The 22,524-nt window shown below is 35.8% G+C and carries 13 protein-coding genes and 1 pseudogene; 9 read left to right on the plus strand and 5 right to left on the minus strand.

The window, feature by feature from the left end:
- Positions 1-153 precede the first annotated feature (153 nt).
- From WBG07_RS04590 to WBG07_RS04605, 4 genes and pseudogenes are all read left to right on the plus strand, one after another.
- Positions 154-1,434 (plus strand): efflux RND transporter periplasmic adaptor subunit, encoded by a 1,281-nt coding sequence (locus tag WBG07_RS04590; protein WP_340199339.1) that lies wholly within the window; start codon positions 154-156, stop codon positions 1,432-1,434.
- Positions 1,435-1,457: 23 nt separating this feature from the next.
- A complete protein-coding gene (locus WBG07_RS04595; protein ID WP_340199340.1) occupies positions 1,458-2,165 on the plus strand; it encodes an ABC transporter ATP-binding protein in 708 nt (235 codons plus the stop codon).
- Between the two features lie 17 nt (positions 2,166-2,182).
- A complete protein-coding gene (locus tag WBG07_RS04600; protein ID WP_340199341.1) occupies positions 2,183-3,511 on the plus strand; it encodes a TolC family protein in 1,329 nt (442 codons plus the stop codon).
- Positions 3,512-4,611: 1,100 nt separating this feature from the next.
- Positions 4,612-5,187, plus strand: a pseudogene (locus WBG07_RS04605) (carbonic anhydrase); the annotation flags it as partial.
- 160 nt (positions 5,188-5,347) lie between these two features.
- Here WBG07_RS04605 and WBG07_RS04610 read toward each other — a convergent pair.
- Positions 5,348-6,184, minus strand: a complete 837-nt coding sequence (locus WBG07_RS04610; protein ID WP_340199342.1) for a hypothetical protein — start codon at positions 6,182-6,184, stop codon at positions 5,348-5,350.
- A 376-nt stretch (positions 6,185-6,560) separates the two neighbouring features.
- On the opposite strand from WBG07_RS04610, the gene WBG07_RS04615 reads away from it, so the two are divergent.
- The 4 genes from WBG07_RS04615 to WBG07_RS04630 all read left to right on the plus strand — a co-directional run bounded on the left by WBG07_RS04615 (position 6,561) and on the right by WBG07_RS04630 (position 16,176).
- Entirely contained in the window at positions 6,561-7,661 is a 1,101-nt protein-coding gene (locus WBG07_RS04615) for a T9SS type A sorting domain-containing protein (RefSeq protein WP_340199343.1), read from the plus strand.
- Between the two features lie 296 nt (positions 7,662-7,957).
- Complete coding sequence (locus WBG07_RS04620; protein WP_340199344.1) at positions 7,958-9,070, plus strand: T9SS type A sorting domain-containing protein; 1,113 nt, start codon at positions 7,958-7,960, stop codon at positions 9,068-9,070.
- Between the two features lie 12 nt (positions 9,071-9,082).
- Positions 9,083-15,541: an FG-GAP-like repeat-containing protein gene (locus tag WBG07_RS04625; protein WP_340199345.1), complete on the plus strand. Its 6,459-nt coding sequence runs from the start codon at positions 9,083-9,085 to the stop codon at positions 15,539-15,541.
- A 2-nt stretch (positions 15,542-15,543) separates the two neighbouring features.
- Positions 15,544-16,176, plus strand: a complete 633-nt coding sequence (locus tag WBG07_RS04630; RefSeq protein ID WP_340199346.1) for a hypothetical protein — start codon at positions 15,544-15,546, stop codon at positions 16,174-16,176.
- A 41-nt stretch (positions 16,177-16,217) separates the two neighbouring features.
- On the opposite strand, the gene WBG07_RS04635 is transcribed toward WBG07_RS04630, so the two are convergent.
- The 4 genes from WBG07_RS04635 to WBG07_RS04650 form a co-directional block, all read right to left on the minus strand.
- Positions 16,218-16,451 (minus strand): hypothetical protein, encoded by a 234-nt coding sequence (locus WBG07_RS04635; RefSeq protein WP_340199347.1) that lies wholly within the window; start codon positions 16,449-16,451, stop codon positions 16,218-16,220.
- Positions 16,452-16,532: 81 nt separating this feature from the next.
- Positions 16,533-17,666 carry a helix-turn-helix domain-containing protein gene (locus WBG07_RS04640; RefSeq protein WP_340199349.1) on the minus strand — a complete coding sequence of 378 codons (1,134 nt, stop codon included), beginning with the start codon at positions 17,664-17,666 and terminating at the stop codon, positions 16,533-16,535.
- Positions 17,667-17,973: 307 nt separating this feature from the next.
- Positions 17,974-19,200, minus strand: coding sequence for a DUF3999 family protein (locus WBG07_RS04645; protein WP_340199350.1), 1,227 nt, complete (start codon positions 19,198-19,200; stop codon positions 17,974-17,976).
- Positions 19,184-21,550 carry a DUF2339 domain-containing protein gene (locus WBG07_RS04650; RefSeq protein WP_340199351.1) on the minus strand — a complete coding sequence of 789 codons (2,367 nt, stop codon included), beginning with the start codon at positions 21,548-21,550 and terminating at the stop codon, positions 19,184-19,186. Before WBG07_RS04650 ends, WBG07_RS04645 begins: the two co-directional genes overlap by 17 nt.
- Positions 21,551-21,936: 386 nt before the next feature.
- Between WBG07_RS04650 and WBG07_RS04655 the strand changes: the two genes are divergently transcribed.
- Positions 21,937-22,233 (plus strand): GIY-YIG nuclease family protein, encoded by a 297-nt coding sequence (locus WBG07_RS04655; protein WP_340199352.1) that lies wholly within the window; start codon positions 21,937-21,939, stop codon positions 22,231-22,233.
- The last annotated feature ends 291 nt before the right edge of the window (positions 22,234-22,524 follow it).

Here is a 22,524-nt window from a genome sequence, read left to right on the forward strand (position 1 = left end):
AAGTTACTATTATTTTAGTACACTGTCCGCAGATTGTCCGAAAATGTCCGATTTTGAAAATATAATCAATTAAAAATGTCCGATTAAGGACAATAATAAAACATAAAACACTATAAATCAATAACTTAATTTTTTGGCATACCAGTTGTATATATGAAGACAATAAAAGAAGAAAGTATCATGGATAGAAAAATTGTAAAAAAGAAATGGTATAAGACTGGCAAAGGAAAAATGATGCTTGCCAGTATAGGTGTTCTATTAATAGCTGTGGTGGTTTTCTACCAAGTTAGTTTTGGAAACCGAATGAAAATAGAAAAAGATAAGCTTACAATTGCAACCGTGGTGAAAGGGGATTTCCAAGAGTATATTCTTGAAACAGGAGAAGTGATCCCAAATCGCACTTATTTTCTGGATGCTGTTGAAGGAGGAAATATTGTTCAAGTTTTTAAAGAAAGCGGAACAATTGTAAAAAAAGGAGAACCAATACTCCAGTTAGAAAATGCAAACCTCAGATTGAGTGTTCTAAGTCAGGAAAATTCATTAAACGAGCAAATAAACAGAGTAAGAACTACCAGACTACAACTAGATCAAAATTATCTTTCTCAGAAAAAAGAATTAGCTGAGATAGAAAATTCTTTACAAGTACTTGCACCAAAGTTTCGAAGAGATAGTATTTTGTATAGTAAAGACATTATTGCAAAACAGGAGATTGAACAAACCAAAGCTGATTTTCTATTCAACCAGAAAAGAAAAAAGTTTACTAATGAATCATTTAAAAATGACTCTACCTCGAGAATTGTGCAATTACGGCAGTTGAGAACTTCAGAAATCCGAATGATTCAAAGTTTAGACGGAGTTAGGCAGATTCTTGACAATCTTATTATCAAAGCACCAATAGATGGTTTGCTTTCAACCGAACAATTTGGTGAAGGTGAAAATATTGAAAAAGGGCAGCGTATTGGTCAAGTTGATGTAATAGGTTCATACAAAGTAAGAGTTTCTATTGATGAATTATATCTCTCAAGAATTAAAAAAAATCTTAGGGCCACGGCTACTTTAGATAATAAAAAGTATTTACTAACTATTAGTTATATCTATCCAACTGTAAAAGATGGCGAATTTGATATAGACCTCAAATTTGATTCAAATGACATACCAGAAGATATTTTGAGTGGTCAATCAATTCGATTAAAGATTGAATTGGGAAATCCTTCAAAAGAATTATTGGTTCCTGTAGGGGGTTTTTATAATGACACTGGTGGTAACTGGGTATTTATTCTCAATGAATATGGAAACAAGGCTGTTAAACGAGATATTGTTCTCGGTAAAAAGAATGTAGAAAACTATCAAATATTAGAAGGTTTGTCTGAAGGAGATCAGGTGATTATTTCCTCTTATGACGAATTTATGGATAGTGATGAATTAAGATGGTAATAAACGATAAATAAGAAAAAATCATGATAAAGATTAAAAATTTAACCAAGGTATATGCGGGTGATGAAGTAGAAACCACCGCAGTAAATAATATAAGTTTAGAAATAGGAAATGGTGAGTTCCTAGCAATTATGGGGCCTTCAGGATGTGGGAAATCTACACTTCTAAACATTTTAGGTTTGCTTGACGGGGTAGACCAAGGCAACTACTGGTTTGATGGTATAGATGTCTCTAACTTTAGTGAAAAACAACGGTCTGATTTGCGAAAAGGAAATATAGGATTTGTTTTTCAAAGCTTTAACCTTATAGATGAAAATACCGTATATGAAAACGTAGAATTACCCCTTCTGTATATGAAAATCCCAAAAGCAGAACGCAAACAACGGGTTGAAGAAGTTTTAGATAAAATGAATATTCTACACCGTAGAAACCATTTTCCTAAACAACTATCGGGAGGACAGCAACAAAGAGTAGCCGTTGCAAGAGCATTGGTAATTAATCCTAAACTTATTTTAGCAGATGAGCCCACCGGTAACCTTGACTCTAAGAACGGTATTGAGGTGATGGATTTGCTAACAGAACTCAATGAATCAGGTGTAACTATAGTGATGGTAACCCATTCAGACAGAGACGCAAATTATGCCCATCGCTTAATTAATCTTATGGATGGAAGACTGGTTTCGGATGGGATGAGCGAAAAGGTAGCAGAATCATCAGCAGTTACATCATAACTAAAAAGTAAAGATTAATGAAAAAGAAAGGTTGGAATAAGAACGTATGGTGTATCCTGTTTTCTTTTTTCACGGTAGTTATATTTGGGCAGACACGTGAACTTTCACTAGAAGAATCAATTGCAATTGCACTAGAAGGCAATATTGATATAAAGAAAGGTAAAAACAATCTCAAGGAAGCAGCGCATAATACATTTACCTCTTATGCAGAACTCTTTCCAAAGGTAGAAATTTTTTCAAATGCCTTTGGCAGTAAGGGTAATACTTTTGACGAATTGACAGGTCAGCTGCGAACTACTTCAGGAGACTTTGTGAATGTAAGCCTAACGGCTACATGGGATATTTTGCAGGTATTAAGAAAATATTCCACTGTAAAATACGCTAAAAACAATAAAACGAATGTGAGTTTAGGATTAGAGAACACGAAGGATGAAACCGTTCTTAAAGTTGTACAGGCATATTTAGAGACTTTACAGAGCATAGATCAGGGTGTTATTCTACAAGAATTTATCAATACCCAGTCTGAAAATCTCGAGCAGGTTAATGAAATGGTTAAACTTGGTAGAATGGCTGGACAGGACTACCTTTTTCAGCGGGCAGAACTCAGCAGTCTTTCTTCGGCTTTAGTGGAAAATGAGAACATCATCAATCAGCGTAAAAACAGATTGCGATTATTGTTAGGCATAGACATGTCTATTCCGCTTGAACTAAAAAAAGTGATTTTACCCGAAGATCAATTGCGTCTGTATAGCAAAGCCTCTATTGATTCTCTATATGAAGAAGCAATTGATAAAAGAAATGACGTAAACTCCAGGAAGTATGAAGTAGCATCTTTGAAAAGTCAGCTACATTTAAAAAGAGCGGACTACTATCCTAACATTAATTTATTTTACAGATATGGTAGTGGTTATTCTTCCTTTCAGGAGCTGAGCTTTCAGGATCAGTTTTTCACCAATAACAAGTTTGAGGCTTATGGGGTTGAAGTTGTGATCCCAGTTCTCAATGGTAATAAATTTAGAAATGAGACCTATAAGTCTAAGATAGCATATGAAAATTCTAAACTTGACCTTAAACAATATAAGAACACCGTATATTCCCAAATATCAGATGGTCAGTACACTGTTGCAAAAGGAATTGAAGAAGTAGTACATCGTAAAGATCGATTAGTATTCACGAAACAAAATTACGATATGTCTAGAGAAAAGTATTTTCTTCAGGCTTCTTCTTCACAAGAACTAAGTATAGCCTATAGAGACTTTATTGAAGCAGAATTATTACTGAGTCAAGCTAGTTATGAGCTGCATTACAGTATTTATGAAATGAACTATTACATTGGCAATTTATAAAAAGCCATATAATTTTGACATTCTAGCCTATTTTTATCAAGTAATAGAAGCATTTGATTCATAAAACTGCGCAAAGATTATAGGGCTAAAAAAATCTAATGAGTTAAAATCTTTTTGGGATAACTCATTTTTCATCAAAAGTTTTACTATAATTTCTAAAAAGAAACTACCCAAATCATAAATCAAAATGTACTTCTAGAGAATAGCATAAACCCTATATCTAAATATCTAACTCAAGTTTATAAGTACTGCTCACGTAATTCATTTACATTTTGTTTTGGTTTAAAGCTTTTAATAAAGTGGTTCTATTCGTCTAATTCCAGAACCCAAATGAGGTCTCTTTTTTCTTCAATTTCTAGCAACCCTAATGCTAGACTAATTACTTCACTCGCTGAAATGTACCTGCACTATTTTACTTCACCATTTATAAATTGCTCAAAATAATTTCCAAGTAAAATGGATGTTTTTTCTATTTTAACTAAGGCTTATTTGAACCTAATGAGCCTTATTAACGTCAGTTCGACGTAAACAAGAATTAAAATCGATTTCGATTTTGTCTTTTTCCGCAGTATAACAAGGATTTCCGTTAAGAATTTTCGAAGCCTTGGAGAAAATTTAGGAAAGCTTTGTGGTTTTGTCGACTTTCTGGACAAAAATACCTTGGGAAAAGTGTCTTTTCTTTTGGTTCGTTTTCTTTGGACAAGCAAAGAAAATGAACGTAATGATCTAAAAATAAGATGGTTAGATTAAAATAGTGTAAAAAAATTTAAATTATATTTTATAGAGGTTATATCGAACACGTTAATTATAATCTATTAATTAATAAGCATTCATAAAAAAACAATAGCATTACTATTTAAACATAATAGTTTAATTATGAATACTATTAGTTAGAAATGTAAGCTTGTAATCTATTTTTGTTTTAGAATTTAAAGACAATAATTATAAGAAAAAGATTTTAGGCAATAATAGGTTTTATGACCTTTTCAATCATGATAAATGCCCAACAGTTCGAAGCGGGAACCGTGGTAATAGATAAGAGTCAAATTCTTATTGAAGCTGTACTTACCCAAGAGGAATAGGAAGTCCTAAGTCCTCTTGATGTATTGAATAGCCTTGCTGCGGGTAATGAAAGATTCGTAAGAAGTAATCTAACCGCAAGGCATCATTCTATGCAGATCAGGAAAAGTGCAGAAGCGCAACATCCTAAAGCAATCATACTTTCGTGTGTAGATAGTAGAGTTCCTGTGGAGGATGTTTTCGATAAGGGAATAGGTGATATTTTCGTGGCCAGAGTAGCTGGGAACTTTGTAAATAATGATATTCTTGATAGCATGGAATTTGCGACCAAGGTTGCAGGTGCAAAATTAATATTAGTGCTGGGTCACGAAAATTGTGGAGCAATACACGCTGCAATTGATGGAGCGGAAATAGGACATATAACAAAAATGCTAAAAAATATTAAACCTGCTATTAAACGTTCTACGGTGACAACAGGCCCTAGAAGTTCGCAGAATAGACTCTTGGTGCATGAGGTAAGCGAAAACAATGTGCGTATTGCCGTAGAAAAAATCACTAAGAAAAGTACATTACTAAGAAAAATGAAGGAAGACGGGGCAATTGATGTTAAAGGTGCAATATATGATATGGATACCGAGGTAGTGAATTTTCTTTAAACCGGGAGTTTTTATAAACCCTTTTTCAACATGAAAAAGGGCTTTGTTTTTGTAGGTACTCAAAAAAGTGATTGGCAACTACTATTAGCTAACGTTGTATTTATAAATCCTCTGCTTACAATTCAAATAAAGTTGAAAATAAACGGTTTAAACAAATTTTTTATTGCATGTTAGGTCCGCCATCTTGACCGCCACCGCCACCTCCACTAGAGCCGCCGCCAGAACTGGGATATCTGGGAGTTACAGAAACACCTCCAAACTTAACATCAATAGAAGAAGCTTTGTCTGCCCACTTATTGAAAAGTTTGAATGATATGTCTCTAAACCTAATGTGACCTCTGTAAACAATATTACTGGGCCCCATAGCGTATGGAAAATAGCCGTTTGGCCTGGGAACTAGTAGACATTTATTTGGTTTGTTATCATATTCACATAGAAAGGATATAGACTTACCACCAAAGTCTTTATGCTCGTAAAAGGTTACTTTGTCACCATCGTAAATATTTTGATAAGTACCGTTTATGGCAACAGAGCTAATGATATCATTAAACCCTGCGAGCGTTAAGTTTCTTAGATGATACCCACTTGTAATTCTCAATTTTCTACCTCCGTAATAGTCATGTTCATAAACATGCACATTATCATTAAAAACATTGGTGCTAAATGTTCTTCTTTGGGTAGTAGCTCCTCTGGCACCTGTAGGCTTCGTAAAACCTATAATTGCATCAAAGTAATCGTCTGCCTCCTGGCGGGTGTCAAAGTAGTAGGTTTGATCTCCTGTTACTACGGTAGCTAAGGTCTCTATACTTTCTAAAACTTCCAGTTCTTTAGGAAGCTCTAAAATATTTCCTTCTTCATCTATGGCAATAGAAAATGTCTTTCCTTTATAAAAGATACTCATTGAGTTTTCAAGAGTCTCATTTACCGCTTCCTCTTTGCTGCAAGAAACAAATAAAATGGCTAATGATAGCCCACAAATTAAATTTTTTAGTTTCATTGTTTATAGATTAGGTTTGTAATAAATTTAATGTAGGATAAAATAAAAAATAAATTCTATTTTTTCTTTAAAAAAATGTTGTTTTTACGTTATGTAAAATGTATAACAACAAAAACAGAGAATCAATACTTTTTTAATAAAGGGGATAAATTGATTGCTACAAAAATCATAATGGACTTTGTTGTCAAAATGATCCGAATTTTTTGAGACTGAAAATCTTTAAAAAAGAAAATAATGTTTATTAAATTTAAACAAAGGGTTAAACAAAACAGATAAATCTACCCTGAATTCATGAATTTAAGGTACTAAAACTTCCATTCCGTCATAATAATTCTTTTCTTTATAATGCAATCCTATCCTCATAAAATAACCAATTATGAAAAAATTAATACTTACTTCGTCTCTTCTCATACTCATTTTCACCTTTACAAGCACTCTTAGCGCTCAAAATTTATTAAATACCAATACATGGACTGTTGGAACCGGAAGTGTTTCAGGATTTTCTCAAAATGGAGCTACGGCAGAAAACAGTCGCGAATACGGTAGCAACCATGCAGGTCAAAATGTAATTTTATGGAAAGCTTCACCAGGATCTACCAGCGATGCAGATGGTGGGTGGAATTCAAGCTATCATAGCATAAACCATAATACCACCTATCGCTTTACCGTATGGATTAAGAAAACAAATTCTAATAGCGGTACTACCTACTTAGGTTGTAATAGTACCAACAATATTCTAACACTAAGCGGTTCTGTAAATAACAACCCCTATTTCTGGTATGGAGATTTACCATCGCTTAACAGATGGTATCTTATTGTAGGTTTTGTGCATAGAAGTAGTTATACCTCTGATGTACATTTAGGAAGAATTTACGATGGAGTAACAGGTCAGGTAGTGAAAACAATTACCGATTATAAATTCAAGAATACGGCAACTTCTGTAAGACATAGATCCTATCTTTATTACGACACTAATACTTCAGATCGTCAATATTTTTGGGGACCACGTTTAGAACCAGTTAATGGGTCTGAACCTACGATTACACAATTACTAGGAATCAATACACCAGATACGGTACTCTTTTCTTATGATAGCGCCGGAAATCAAACAGAGCGTTTCTTGTGTCCGGATTCTACTTGTAGCGTCGCCAATTCTTCTATTGAAGAGGTTACAGGAGATGATGTTACCGAAGAACTACCAGATGACCTAGATATTCTTGAAAAGGCAATGGTATTTTATCCAAACCCTACTAACGGATTAGTGACTATTACACTTTCAGGTGATGTAGATGCTCAAATGGTAGATAATATACACGTTTTTAATGCACAAGGTGCTATTGTTAAGACTGAAAACCTAGGTAAAGTGGGCAGCCGCAGAACTTCTGTTGATATGACTACCCTGCCTTCTGGAGTTTATCTGGTACACTTGCATCTTTCAGATGGACAAAATATAACCAAAAAGCTTATCAAAAACTAAAACAGATTCTTTAGACAAAAAAAGATTGCTAATTTATAAACCAACAAACCGTATTTATTTTCAAATAGAATAAAACATCTACATTATCATTTGAAAAGCTGTTCTGAAGACAAAGCAGTTTGATGAGGTATTAAGTGTTTTTTAGGACTAAAACAAGCAAAATTTTGTTTCTCAAATCATGAGAATCAAAGAAATTTTGTTTTGTTTACTTAAAATTTACTTAAAAAACGCTCATAATAAATAGTTTTATTCGCAATTAAAAGAAAGAAATAACCACTAAAAATAACCAATTAACTATGAAGATTAATCTACTTCTAAGGCAATCACTTTGCACAGTTCTATTTGTGTTTCTAATGCAGAGCGGGAGCAGTCAAAATTTACTAAACACAAATACATGGACGGTAGGTTCGGGAAGTGTATCCGGATTTACGCAAAACGGATCTACTTCAGAGAATAGCCGAGAATGGGGAAAAAATCATATTGGTGAAAATGTGATTCTTTGGAAAGCCTCACCAGAAGCAGATGTAGGCGCAGATGGCGGCTGGAACAGTAGTTACCATGCGGTAGACCATACCAAAACGTACAGGTTTTCTGTATGGATAAAAAAAACAAATTCCACCAATGGAACTACCTACCTTGGCTGCAATAGCACTAACAATATTTTAACACTAAGTGGAGCTGTAAATAATAATCCCTATTTCTGGTATGGAGACCTTCCTAAATTCAATAGGTGGTATCTAATTGTAGGTTTTGTGCATAAGAGTAGCTATACATCTTCTACCAATTTAGGCAGAATTTATGATGGAGTAACCGGGCAATCTGTAGCAACAATCACTGATTTTAAGTTTAAGAATACGGCCACTTCCGCTAGACATAGATCTTATCTTTATTATGATACTAATACTTCAGACCGCCAGTACTTCTGGGCGCCCAGAATGGAACAGATAAATGGAAATGAACCCAGCATAAACGAACTCTTGAGTATTCATAGCAATATGACCCTCATTTTTACGCTAGACTCCGCAGGAAATCAGAAACAACGTTTGTATTGTCCGGATTCTGCTTGCAGAGTAGCCACTACCACTAGTAAAGAAGATACCACTGACTCAGATGAAGAGTATGACGAAGCTTTGTTAGAAGATAAGGAATTAACAGAAGCAGCTATTGATTTTTATCCCAACCCTACCAAAGGAATGGTGAATATTAGCCTCTCCGGGAATCCAAATACTGAGATGGTAAATAATCTATATGTCTACAATGCACAAGGTGCAAGAGTAAAATCTATAAGATTAACAGAGGCACAACGCTCACTATCGCTTGACCTGAGAACGCTACCTGCAGGAGTGTATATAGTACATATTCATCTGTCTGATGAGCAAAGTATAACCAAAAAAATCATTAAGAATTAACGTATTTTCAGAATGAAAGCAATTAACTACTACCTAAGCCTTATATTTTTTCTTGTTGTTTCTTTTGGGTATGCACAAACACCTAACCATATACTTCAAGACCCTTCAAATAAAACAAAAATAGAATACACCAAAATAACTACAAAAAAGAAAGACAGTGTCTATGTAGAAGGTGTAAAGTCAAGCCAAGTATCTAAAACACCCGATGCAGCAGGGAAAGAAGATGTAAGATGTCTTATTGACTTAGAAACAGGAGAGTGTATAACCATAGATCCTATAGATCCACCTACGGGTGGTGGTGGAGTAACCTCATCTCCTTATGTAGGCTCAACCGAGGATGATTTTACGGTTTCTTTAGGAGGTGCTGCCACTTATAGAGTACCTTTTATGTTGCCTCCGGGCATTAAAGATGTTGCTCCCAATATTGGCTTGGCCTATAGCAGCCAGGCTTCTAACGGTCTAGCAGGCTGGGGATGGAATATTTCGGGATTATCCACTATCTCAAGGGTGCCCTCTACCAAATATCATGATAACTACGTAGATGGAGTAGACTTTGATAACAAAGACCGCTATGCATTAGACGGGCAGCGTTTACTGGTAAAAAGTGGTACTTATGGTGCGGCGAATTCTCAATATCAAACAGAAACCTATTCTAACCTTAAGATTGTAGCATACGGTACTTCTCCTTACGGGTCTTCTTATGGTCCCTCTTACTTTATTGTATACCATCCTAATGGGATGCGTGCCTATTATGGTAATGGAGGTAATTCAAGAGGTCGTTTAGAATGGGCTTTGTATAAAACTATAGATCCACAAGGTAATTATGTTCAATATGATTATCTCCAAAGCAACAATCTTTTAAGAATCAATACCATAAAGTACGGTTCTAGAGGAAGTACAGCCGCACCCAATGAAATAAGATTTTTCTACAAGACACGAACTCGAAGAGAATCTTCTTATATAGGAAGCTATACCTTTCTTCGCACAAACATACTGGATAGGGTAGAGATACGAGGCGGTGGCTCTCTTTTTCGTAAGTACACATTGTACCACTCTACCACTTCTTTAGGATATCAAAGGGTTTATTATATAAGAGAAACCAACATATCTAACCAGTCTTTTCCAAGCATTTATTTTACCTATGAATCTTCTTCTAGCGGACTCTCCAGAGAAGGAAATACCCTTAGTATTTACCCTGGGATAACATATAATACAGACAGATTGGTTTCTGGTGAATTTGATGGGGATGGTAAAATGGATTTTGTTACCTACAATAAAAACTCCAGAAATAAGCTAAATGTCTTTACCAATTTATTTGATTACTCCAGTATTTCTCTAGGAAGCTCTGTAACTACAGAGAAGTTTGATGACGTATTCGCGAGTACCATTCTATCTTGGAATAATAAGATCCTCCAGCAACAAGGTATTACCACCGCAAGGGAAACTGTAACCGGTAATTCAACGGTATCTCAGGTTAGATTTAGAACCTTTGCAATGGCTGCCTATGGTCCTGTTTTTCAATATGATAAAACAGTAAGTATGCCCATTGGTCCTGCTGGTATTTTTGAATGTGATCAAACCCCATCTAATAATTCCTATAGAAAAATCCCTAAAACATACGTAAGTGGAGATTTTAATGGAGATGGACTAACAGATGTTCTGGCAATTCCACAAAAGTACTACAGAGAAGTATGCGAATGGGAATATGACTACTATGATGACTACGACGAATGTGTTTGTGGAAATGAAAACGTGAGTCAGCCAAATTCTGAAGTTTATTTTATCAACCTAAAAAGAACTGCTTCTACTTCTGCTGTTAATATAGGCTCATTAGCCAATAGAATTACTAGCAGTTCAGACCGCTTATACGGCTTAGATTTTGATGGAGACGGTAAAACAGATCTAATGCACCTTAGAGATGGTTCTGTACGTGTTTATAGCATGAACCCGTCTAATCAATTGGTACAAATAGCTTCCTATACAAGCACTAATATTGATAAAGATAAGCCTATACTTTTAGGAGATTATAATGGCGATGGTAAAACAGATTTCACGCTTCCATCTGCTAATAATAGCACTACCTGGTATTTTTATTTATCAAGAGGAAGTTCATTTTACTACTACTCTAAAAATATTGGTGTTAAGTATGAAGAGAACTACTTACATCAAGGTACCCGTTATATAAACGGAACCTACATGAGTAATCCGTTATATGAATTTCACTTTATATCACAAGATTACAACGGCGATGGAAAGACAGACATTCTGAGGCATGAAGTCATATCACCTTGGTCTTCTATCACTCAGGTAAGTGATAGAATTCAATTATACACCAATAAACATACCAGTTCAGAAACCACCCCTTCCTTTTCATTAACCACTAATTCGGTAGTAATTAACAACGGACTCAGTAAATATGGGATGCCACTTTTTCTGGAGGCAAAGCAGTCTAACAGTAATCTGGAGTATGCCTATATTGTCGCTAATGATGTCTATACGTATGAATTTTTAAAAGATCATAAAAAAGAAAATACCCTTAAAAGGATTAGCAATAATGGGGTAGTCACAGATATTTTCTATGATCAATTGGATGATCAATACGGTTCTTCTACCTATTCTTTTGATTACGATGAAATTTATCCCTATTCCAATGTAAATGTATCCCCTTCCATGAAAGTTGTGAAGGAAGTGAAACACACTGCTTCTGGGCATGAACAAAGGCAATTATTTCAATACGTAGGCGCCGTAGCCCATGCAGAAGGCTTTGGTTTTATGGGCTTTAAATCAGTTAAAAAAACGAACCTCTTTGGCACAGGAGTGGGAGCCCTTTGGAATGTCTCTAAATTTGATATGCAAAAAAGAGGCGCACCTACCCAACAATGGGTCTCCAATTCCTCTTCCAGTACCCCCTACAATTATGTCAGTAAAACAGATTATACCTATTCTACCCAAATATTAAGTAATAAGGTATTTATCAATCTTCCTACGCAAATTTCAAGGGAAGACGGTTTACAGGGTATTACATTTACAGATGCCTATACCTATGATACGTACAAAAATCCGGCATCTCTGGTAACTACCTATCCTGGAGGGTCAAAAACAATTACCTATCAGTACAATAATAATATCAGTTCCAACAGCCAGTATTACCATGTAGGAAGACCATTTAGGAAGATTGAAACAACCGTTATTAATGGTAACTCTTTTATGGAAGAGATGATCTATAGCTATAGCAATAATCTGGTCACTCAAACACAAAAAAGAGGGAGCGGTACTTCCTGGGTATTTGAATACTTCCAGTACGATGCTTTTGGTAATATTACGCAAAAAGCAACCAGTGCTAACGGTCTTAGTTCGCGTGTTCAAAGAATGGAATACGATACCAGTGGGCGATACATGACTAAAGACATAAATGTCATGGGGTTGGCCATGACGTATGCTTATAATACAGCAAATGGTAACCTTACCTCAAAAACATCAGCCTATGGGCTTACCTCCACCTATGCTTATGATGGTTGGCAGCGCCTATTAACCGCTACAGATTATCTAGGGAATCAAACCAAATATGCCTATAATAAAGAGAACGTGCCTGGTATAGGGTGGTGTTTTATGCAGAGCATAGATTATCCAGAAGGCAGAGATGTAAAAACCTATCAAAATAATTTTGGCTGGCAAGTACAGAGTAACACACTAAGTTTAAATGGAAAATGGATTTCCAAACGCTATGAATACGATGTTGCTGGCAGGGAAACAAGAGAAAGTGAACCTTTCTTTAGCACTGCAAGTCCTACGCAGTGGAATCAAGTTACTTATGATCTCTACGGAAGGCCCATAACACATCAATTGTATACAGGTCGTACCATTAGCACCTCGTATAGCGGACTCTCTTCAACGGTAAATGATGGAGTAAAAACCGTAACCACCACTAAAGATGCCTTGGGTAATGTAGCCTCGGTTATAGACCCAGGCGGAACGGTGAACTATCAATATCACGGAAATGGTGAAATGAAATCTGCCAATTACGGGAGTCATATTGTAAGCACCACCATAGACGGTAGAGGGAGAAAAACATCGGTAAATGATCCATCAGCAGGGAACTATACCTTTAGCTATAATGATTTAGGTGAAATTACACAAGAAACTACGCCCACAGGGTCTACCTCATTTACCTACGATTCTTATGGCAGAATAACTGGTAAGACGGTTACAGGAGATAACACCAATCTTTCTTTGTCTTATGTGTATAATGGAACCACCAAACTACTAACCAATATAAGTGGTACCGATGGGATTAATAATAGATCTTATCAATATGCCTATGGTTACGATAGTTACAAACGAATCAATAGCAGCTCAGAGCAACTAGACAATGCCCGTTTCAAAAAAGATATTACCTATGATTCGTTTGGAAGAATTTTTTCTGAATTTTACACTACTGAGAAAGCTTCCTCTGGAATTAACCATATTGTTAGGGTAAAGAATACCTATGATGATTCGGGAATTCTAACAGACATACTTGATTATTATTCTGGGATACCGCTTTGGAGAGTAGAAGAAGAAAATGCAAGAGGGCAATCTACTAAAATAAGATTAGCGAATGGAATCGTTAAAAATAAGACCTATGATTCTTATGGGTTTCTAACAAATATTACTGATAAAAAAGAAACTACCGGAGGTGCACAAGCACTTAAAATGGATTATTCCTTTAACGCACAACGAGGAATCTTAAACAGCCGGAAGAATTACGGATTCACCAATTGGAATGAAACCTTTACGCATGATAATCTAGATAGATTAACCCAAATAAGTGGCCCAGAAAGTCATAGCAAGCAGTATGATACCCGAGGTAGAATTACGCAGAACTCATGGGTAGGTAATTACAATTATTCAAGCTCAAATAGGTATCGGTTAACTAGTACTAGCTTAAACAGCCAGGGAGATATCTATTACCAGAATCACAACCTTCAAAATGTTACTTACAATGCATTTAAAAAGCCAGTTGAAGTTTACGAACAAAATAACGGCAGAGTAAGTTTTGAGTATGGTCCTTTAATGAATCGTACCCGTGCATATTACGGAGGTTTGCAGACAGATAGAATGCAGCGCCGTTACCACAAACAATACTCAAGTATTACACCGGTAGAGATAGTAGAAGATGAGGTAGAAGGTACTACCAAAGTAATCACTTTTATTGGAGGAGATGCCTACGGAGCACCTATTGCACAAATTAAACGTACTGGCGCTAATGCCATCAATCAGTTTCATTACCTTCACAGAGATTATCTGGGAAGTATTTTAGCCATTTCTAATGGATCTGCTCAAATTGTAGAAGAACGGCAGTTTGGTGCCTGGGGAAATGCAGACCAGTTTAAAAATACCGTTGGAATTGCAGAATTTGGTCACGACTCTTTACTAGACAGAGGTTTTACAGGGCATGAGCACTTCTTTGAGGTAGCTTTAATACATATGAATGGCCGCATGTATGATGCCAATCTGGGGCGTTTTCTTTCTACAGATAATTACATTCAAGATCCCTATAATACCCAAAGTTTTAATAGGTATGGTTATGTTTGGAATAACCCATTAGTAAACGTAGATCCGAGTGGAGAATTTTGGTTTGTCGTCATTGGGGCTATTATTGGAGCCTACCTAGGGGCTAGTTTACATCAAGGCTCATTTAATCCCGGTAAATGGGGCAAAGACTGGTGGAAAGGAGCTATTGTAGGCGCAGTACTTGGAGCCTACGGAGCACAATTATTGGCCGTTGGGCCCCTCTCAGGGACTATGTTTGCCAGTGGAGGTATAAGTAAAGGCACGGTCTTTGCCAAAGCCCTTACAGCCGCCGGCAAGGGCATGTGGAAATCCTATAAGAAAAGTATTTTCTCTTTTGATCTGGACTCAGGATTTAAATTTGATTTTAGCCTCAATAAAGAGAAGTTTGATAAAATGTTGAAAGGAGGTGCGCTGGCTGCTGTAGGTAGCCTGTTAGATCAAGGGATGGATTTACTCTATAAAGCAGGTAAAGAAGGTGCCGCCGCAACCGGAGTACTGTCTAAAAAAGAATGGATAGGGAAATTAACCAGAAACTTTTTAGGAAACACTACAAAGGGTATTGCATCTAACCTTATTAACGGAGAAAAAGGAGCCTTTGAAGATCTCACCTACCTCAAGTTTGCAGGAGGTCTTGTAGAATTTGGAGAAGGCAAGAAGATTGTCAACCTCAAAAAACTAGGCAAACATGCACAGGGTTGGGCACTTTATGGACTCGCCGCCAGCGCAGGAGGAGGAGAAATGCCTAAATTTGATTTGTTTAATCTTAATTTTAATTATAAAGCCAATAGTAAATTCTGGACTTCAAGACTTAAAGAATGGTGGAAGAATAAACCTAAAGACGAAAAATATGTTTTTGGAGTTATGATAGCCACCATGGGAGGAATTGTAAGCACCCTAGGAGTTACGGTTGAATTCTAACAATGAAAACGTTAAGAGGTACAGGTGTTTTTTTACTAGGGATTCTGTTAAGTGCTTGTAATATAGTAAGCACAAAGAATATTTCTAATGAGTTTAGATGGAAAAAGCAAAAGTTTAAAGAACCTGTACCCCTTAATTTAGTGTATAATCCGGTAGTTATAAAAAAGGTTGAAAAAGACGCCATGTTCTTTTACAAGCTAGATACTGCTACCTTACAAACGCACTTTAAAATAGAACAGAAGATTGCAGAAACGTTTAGAAAAAGAAATATGTTGTTGGTACCAGAAGCGCCCCTAGAATTAGTGATAGACACCATTCTATTTAGAGGCTATGAAGAAGAGGTTGCCGTACATACAGACGATGAATATTTTGAATTTTTAGAACTATCAGAGAAAGATCATTTTGTTTTTAAGATTTCAGGACATTTAAAAAAAGATACCCTGAAGTCTAAAACTATTCGCACGGTTAATAGACATGCTACAGAACCTAGAGAATCTTATACTTTTCACGGTGTTATTGTAAAAGACGGTATTCATGCCAATAGCGATAAAATGATTCAAAATGCCATAAACGAGTTTAGTTTTAGAGTGTATGAGGAAATAAAGGATCAATCTATGGTAACACACCAAGATTGATCCTTTTCTTTTAAAAACTAAAGCACTCTAAAGACTAACCGTTAGCAAGCAACTTGAAAGCTAAAACACCTATACCTTGTATAGTTACTACACTCATAAGTATAGTCATTGCACCCTTGCGTGGGTTCTTCCATACATTCTTGGCAATCAGAAACACCCGTAGGCACTATTCCACAACCAGGACTGTTAGTTTCTCCACCCTTAATGGAATTGGCATGTAAATTAGAAACGGTTTTCTTGTTAAGGGCTAATGATACTTTTCTTTGTTTTTTCATAATGAATATAATTTAAAGATTAAGTACCAAAAATGAGGTGAAAACAGGAGCAAATCGACTCACTTTATAAAGTGTGACTAGTTAACGGTACTTTTTTATATATTGTGAGGGAGAGACGCCTTCAAACTTTTTGAAAATCCTATTAAAAGCCCCCTTGCTGTTAAATCCGCATTCAAAAGCAATTCCCAAAATAGACAAATGCTTGCATGCTGGTGAGAGTAGTTTCTTCTTGGTTTCTTCAATGCGATACCCATTGATGAAATCAAAAAAGTTCATTCCCAACTCCTGATTAATTACTTGCGAAAGTTGATGAGGTTTCAAAGAAACTTCTGCTGCAAGTTGTTGTAAACTTAATTTAGGGTCTAGATAATACTTTTCTTGTTCCATACACTGTTTCAAGTAGTGTGCGTGATCTTTGGCAATATCCTTTTCTAAGGTAGAACTTTTATATTTTGAAAAATCTTGAACCGAAACATGTTCTGGAATAAAAACACCGTAATTTCTAATAAAATGATACCCAAAAGTCAACACAAACAAACTTAGCACCAATTGCAAATACGCTTCTATTTGGGTAGTGTAGCTAGATTGAACAGACCATGAGAGGTATACAGAAAGGTAGACCAACAAATAGATCATAAAAGCAACCAGTATGATTTTAATAAAACGAAGTTTAATTAATGAGGTATTAGATTCTTTTTGCATTACCTGATGAACTCCTTTAAAAGCTAATTGCGCTGTAATGATAAGGTAACTGCCTAAATGCAAGAGAATAACACCCAAATAAATAAAAGTGACCCATTTAAAACCCAATTGTCCAGAGTAATAGTACTCAATAAGTCTAATTTTATACTCTTTTGTGGTGATAAACCAACTATAATCCAAGATAAAAAAAAGAAGAACGGGTATAAAGTGAATAAAGCTAATAAAAGTACTTTTTGAGTCTTTAAAAAGCGCCTTGCAATACAAGAATATGGCGGGTCCTATGCCGAACAATAGAGGACCAGAAATACCTACTAAATAAGGGAAATACCTATAGACTCCAGATAAATACGTAAAATACCCTAATAAAATAAAAAAGGAAAAAAAAAGCAGTAAAATCAACCATCGGTTCACATGATTTTTCCATCCCGAACTACTTAAAATCACCATTTGATAAACCGCCTGAAGCATCCCTAACAAAATAAGTATACTAATAAAGTCGAGACGTAAATCCATGCCTTATAAAAAATATCTTACCTATTTAACCATTTCAATATATAAATAGTATAACACAAGAAGAAAATTTTAGAAAAAACGAAGCATTACTGATTAGACTTTTTATTGGTTTATTTTAAATAAAATAGACGGTATACTTGATGCGTGTTATAACTGAGATGTAGATGTTGCTAACAATCTAAAAACTACTCTTTACCTACTTTTGGAAGTCTTATAAAAAACGTGATTTCCTAAGGATATTAAACAACATATAATAAGGCAAGCACAAAATGACCAAGAACATTCTTTTTTTATAGAAGAACGTTTCTTAAGCCTTTTTAATCATCTTAAAAGTAAACCACCCCAGCACTGCAATAATTACAGCCATAAGCAACCAAAGCCATGCTTCATTTTCAAAAAGTGGAGTTTTTACTTTGGCAGGTTTTCTTTCAATAAACTGCTCTTGCCCTAAATTTAAAGTAGTTAGTGCATTCGGAATCTTATCTGTAAATTGTTGAATATCATAGCGGGGTCTAGATGCATTTTTATCACCATACACCAAAAAATAGGTAGCTGGAGTTGTAAACCTGGCAACCATTTCATGTTGGTATCCTTTTGCCTCAAGAGGACCAAAAGATAGCGGTTGGTTGTTTTGATTTGTAATGCTAATTTTTAGCTTCTTCAAGGTAGTACTAGGAAACTTAAATTCGTTTCCGCCTATAGAATGTAAAGTGCCAGAGGTAAGCGTATTGTAATTATAGTACCAACCTTTTTCAGTTTGTACACTATCAGAAACATATTGAATAGTGATAGGTCTATAATAATCAAAAGCATCGGTTACCGGAATCTTGATATAACTAACAGGAACCGCCAACGGTAATTCTACTTCCAGTTCTGTTGTATTAGATTTTTTGAGAGATACCGAAGTCTTAGCAAGCCTATACCCTTTATAAACACCGTGGGTAACTTCTTTTTGAGTAATCACAGAAGTCTTTAGTTGCGGGTCTGTAGTATTCTTCACCAACAACCTAAAATAGCGATAGGCTGAAGACGGAAAAGAAAGTGTAGTAAAGCTAAAATTAGTAAGCTCATTTTTAATAGAAACAATTCGGTAATCCTCTAAAACGGTAAACCATTCTTTTTGATCCTGACTACCTTCTAACCTTACTTTCCAATCAAAGTTGGGGGTTGTAAAATCCAGTTTTAACTCATTAATAGCCTGTGAGGTGGGGATTTCAAACGTATAGTAATATCCGTTTTGATTGTAGGAAGTATTAAGTCTCTTAAACTCAATAGGTCTATTCACTATTTTTTCCTTCTTTAGTTTTAGCAAATAAGGTGCCTCAATGGTATCATTATCCGCAGTAATCCCTAGAATTCTAAGGTCAGACAGATTGGAAGAGGCCTTTTCAAAAACAGCATCAGGTAAAACAACCGAGTGCCAGACTTCATTAATTCCAATAAGTTCTCTTTGGTATTGATAGCCTTGCTGACTAAAAACAGTGAAGGATACCAATAGCATTAGGCAGGTAAATAGGTTATTCTTTAGCTTCATCAGATATAATATGCTTGTATTTGTTGTATAAAAATGAAATAATAAGAAGTAGTACACCCAAGGATACAAAGACCACTGTTTTTGCAATCGTATTGAGGTGTGAAATATCATAGAAGAACAGTTTAATTAGGGTAATACCAAATAAAATAATGGCTCCTATTCTCAGGTGTTTTTTCTTTTTCCAGATTCCCAAGGCAATCAGCCAGAGCGCATAGATACCCCATAAAATACTTAACCCAAGTTTGTAAGATTGCTCAGAATTTCCAAGATCCATCCAGTTAATCAATTCACTACTAGCAATCCACAATACCGTAATATGCAGTAGCAAATCAAATCCCATTTTAAAATCCCATTTCATAAAACTGGCACGGGTATGTTTGTAGCAGGTAAATAAAACCAGCGCTACCAATGCAAAAGACGCATACCTAATGGTAACATTAGAGAACCCTATTTTGTAGTATTCAGCCAGCGTTTGATCTAAATAATTTTCACGCAATTGTCCAAGCACATAAAGCCCCTGAGTTAAGAATGTAAAAAGTGTAAAAATGCTAAGGCTTACCGCTACAAAACCAAAAAAGCGATCCTTTAGTTTCACCAAGCTGAAAACAGATAAAAGAGCCATAAATAGCAAGGAATAATTGAGAATCCAGATTGAACTAAACTTTCTTAAGTCGTAATTATTATAATTAATAGGGTAGTCATAATCCTCCGGTTTTACCTCCAAAGCCGAGTCTACATAAAGCTGATTCCAGTAATTAAAAATTTCTAATCTAAACGTCCAATAAAGACTTACGATTAATAAGCCCGCCAAAAAGAAAGAAGCTGCTTTAGCAAAAAACTTTCCGGGCGTAAAAGGAGGAGTATAGTTCTTATGATGATGTATATAATTGATCAAAGCAAAAGCCGCTACAAAGATAATAGAAGTAAGAAACTGAATATTTAGTAGTGGTGTAAGCTTTTTATCTAATGGAATATAGTAATCATAATAAGCAGCTTCCCAGTCGTGCACAATACTAAAGAAAGCCAAGATCATTAATGGGTAGGATAGCTTTTCATACACCGGAATCTTTTTAGTGCGTCCTAACCAGAACAACAAGGCGGCTTCTGCTACCCATAATAAGGTAACCCAATTACCATCTAATTGCACCGGGAAGGTAATCGTAATAAAAGTGAGCACCAATGCAGAGATGAGATAAAAGAGATTTTTGTTCGCTAGCTTTTTCTTGTAAATCACCATACTTACTATAAAATGCACTATCGCATTTCCCAAAGTAAAAAGACCTAATAATTCCTTACCTGTTTCATGATCATTAAGCAAGGCATAACCTATCCCGTAAAAGATAAAAGCATTAAAAAGCAGGACGATCACACTCCCAACGCTTAACTTCTCCTTTTTAATCAGTTTGTAGGCAAGAAAAGTCATATAAAAAGTAATGAAGAAAATAGAAAGAAACAGCAGTGCCAATCCAAAATGTTCACTTTGTTTATAAGAGATTGCAAACCATGAAAAATAGATAATCCAGGTAAAACCAAAAGCCGTATAATACAAGGGTTTCCAATATTTTCTAAAGGAAATAATAAGAATCCCCACGTTAATAATCGCCATATACGAAAATAGCACCCCTACCTTACCAGAGCCATCACTTAAAAGAAACGGAATAGCATAGGCACCTACCAAACCAATGAGCGCAATAACTTGGCGATTATAATTAAGAGCCGCTACCACACTAAAGGCGGTAAAAATTACCATCATTGCAAAAGCAAAAGCCTGCGGAATCAAGCTATAGAAATCATAGGCCGCAAAGGTTATAAAATAGAGAATAGCAATAGCACCACTTACTAGTACCGCACTGTAATTCTCATATTTCTTCTTGAGTTTCATACCAAACCCCAGCAAGCCTATTCCAGCTAAATACCCTAAAATTATTCTGGTTAACGGACTTATTAAATCGTTTTCAATAGAATACTTAGCCCCAATAACCACCCCAATAACTGTGATAATAATACCAATTTTACTAATAAGGTTCTCCCCAATAAACTTCTCCAAATCTCCTTTCACTTTAGGAACCGCAGGTTTCTTCTGTTCTGGAATTGGTTTGCGTTGCTGTGGAATAGGAGGAGGAGAAAAAGAAGGTGGGCTAATAACTTCTTCTTTGGCTGTTTCCTTTACCAATTTGGTTATAGGCGCTGGTTTGGCAGCCTCTCCAGCGGTCTCTAGGCTGCCTGTTTCCTTAAGTTGGGTGATTTGATTTTTAAGAGAGTTAATCTCCCTTGAAAAGTCTTCTTGCCGTTTTAAAAGCAGATTCAGCTTTTTAAGCAACAGCTCAATATTCTCTTCTTGTTGGTTCATTATGGGTGGTATAGGTTGGTTTAGGGTCTCTTACAAAGAGCGTAAAAAGATACGTTTTTTTGGGGAATTAATATAGGCTGTAATATTTTGGGCGGTTTAAATCTAATTTTAGTACCCGTCATATCGAATCCGCCTCTGGCGGAGAGATATCTGCTTACTTTTAGTTCTTATGCTAAATCGTGACTTGTTTTTTTAAAAGAGTTAGGTGTTTGAGGGGTGTTGAGGTTTTTCAGGCAGATTTCTCACGCACTTCTCCTTCGGGAAGTGGTTCGAAATGACCGTTTTTTTGAAAGGCAGATTTCTCCTCGTCGTCTTCGCCAGTCTCGTCGAAATGACCGTTTTGAGGAAATTTCCTATATTTCAATATCCTAATAAATGATGAAACCATGTACCATGCCTTTGTGTATATAGTAACCAATAAAAATAAAACCGTCTTATATACGGGAGTTACCAACAACCTTTCAAGGCGATTGGAGGAGCATTATAAGTATAGCGAGCATGGTAGTAAATCATTTACAGGGCGTTACAATTGTTATTACCTTCTTTATTACGAAGCCTTTGAGGGAATGGAAGAAGCTATTAAACGAGAAAAAGAGATAAAAAAGTGGAGAAGAGATAAGAAAATAAGACTCATTGAAAGTATAAATCCACAATGGGAGTTTTTGAATAATACGATTTTTTGAGTGCCTATGTTTGAAAGACATTGTGATGGTTTAGGCACTCCTAACTTTCGGGCTCAGTCGCGGTGCCAATGCATTTGCGGTTATGATAAGGCAGATTTCTCACGCACTTCTCCTTCGGGAAGTGGTTCGAAATGACCGTTTTTTTGAAAGGCAGATTTCTTCTCGCCGTCTTCGCTAGTCTCGTCGAAATGACGTGGATTATTCCGCTAGCGCACCCCGTCATATCGAACCCCTTGTGTAACGGGGTGAGATATCTTTTTATCTGTTTGCACAAAGCCAGATCGTGACTTG

This window comes from Ascidiimonas meishanensis (assembly GCF_037782385.1).
Taxonomy (GTDB): Bacteria; Bacteroidota; Bacteroidia; order Flavobacteriales; family Flavobacteriaceae; genus Ascidiimonas; species Ascidiimonas meishanensis.